The 260-nt window shown below is 32.3% G+C and carries 1 protein-coding gene; it reads left to right on the top strand.

What is annotated here, in order from left to right; genetic code table 11:
• Positions 1–54: 54 nt before the first annotated feature.
• Positions 55–260: response regulator (locus CWC28_RS21570; RefSeq protein WP_138625773.1), on the top strand; the 206-nt coding region annotated here is incomplete at its 3' end.

Here is a 260-nt window from a genome sequence, read left to right as displayed (position 1 = left end):
CATAAGCAGTAGATATTTTATATTTACATGCACGCTAGTGAAAAATTACGATAGATGAACACCGACTTTTTAAAAGGTAAAAAAATATTAATAGCAGAAGACGATTTTGTTAATCAGAAGCTTATTACCCATTCTTTAAATACTACAGGGGTGATATTTGATATTGCCGGAAATGGACAAGAAGCGCTAGATATGCTCAAAAAGGCACGATACGATTTAATTTTGATGGATATTAATATGCCCGAAATGGATGGTTTTGA

The sequence above is a fragment of the Pseudoalteromonas sp. S4492 genome, from assembly GCF_005886115.1.
Taxonomy (GTDB): Bacteria; Pseudomonadota; Gammaproteobacteria; order Enterobacterales; family Alteromonadaceae; genus Pseudoalteromonas; species Pseudoalteromonas gelatinilytica.
This window is presented reverse-complemented; position numbering and strand designations above follow the sequence as displayed.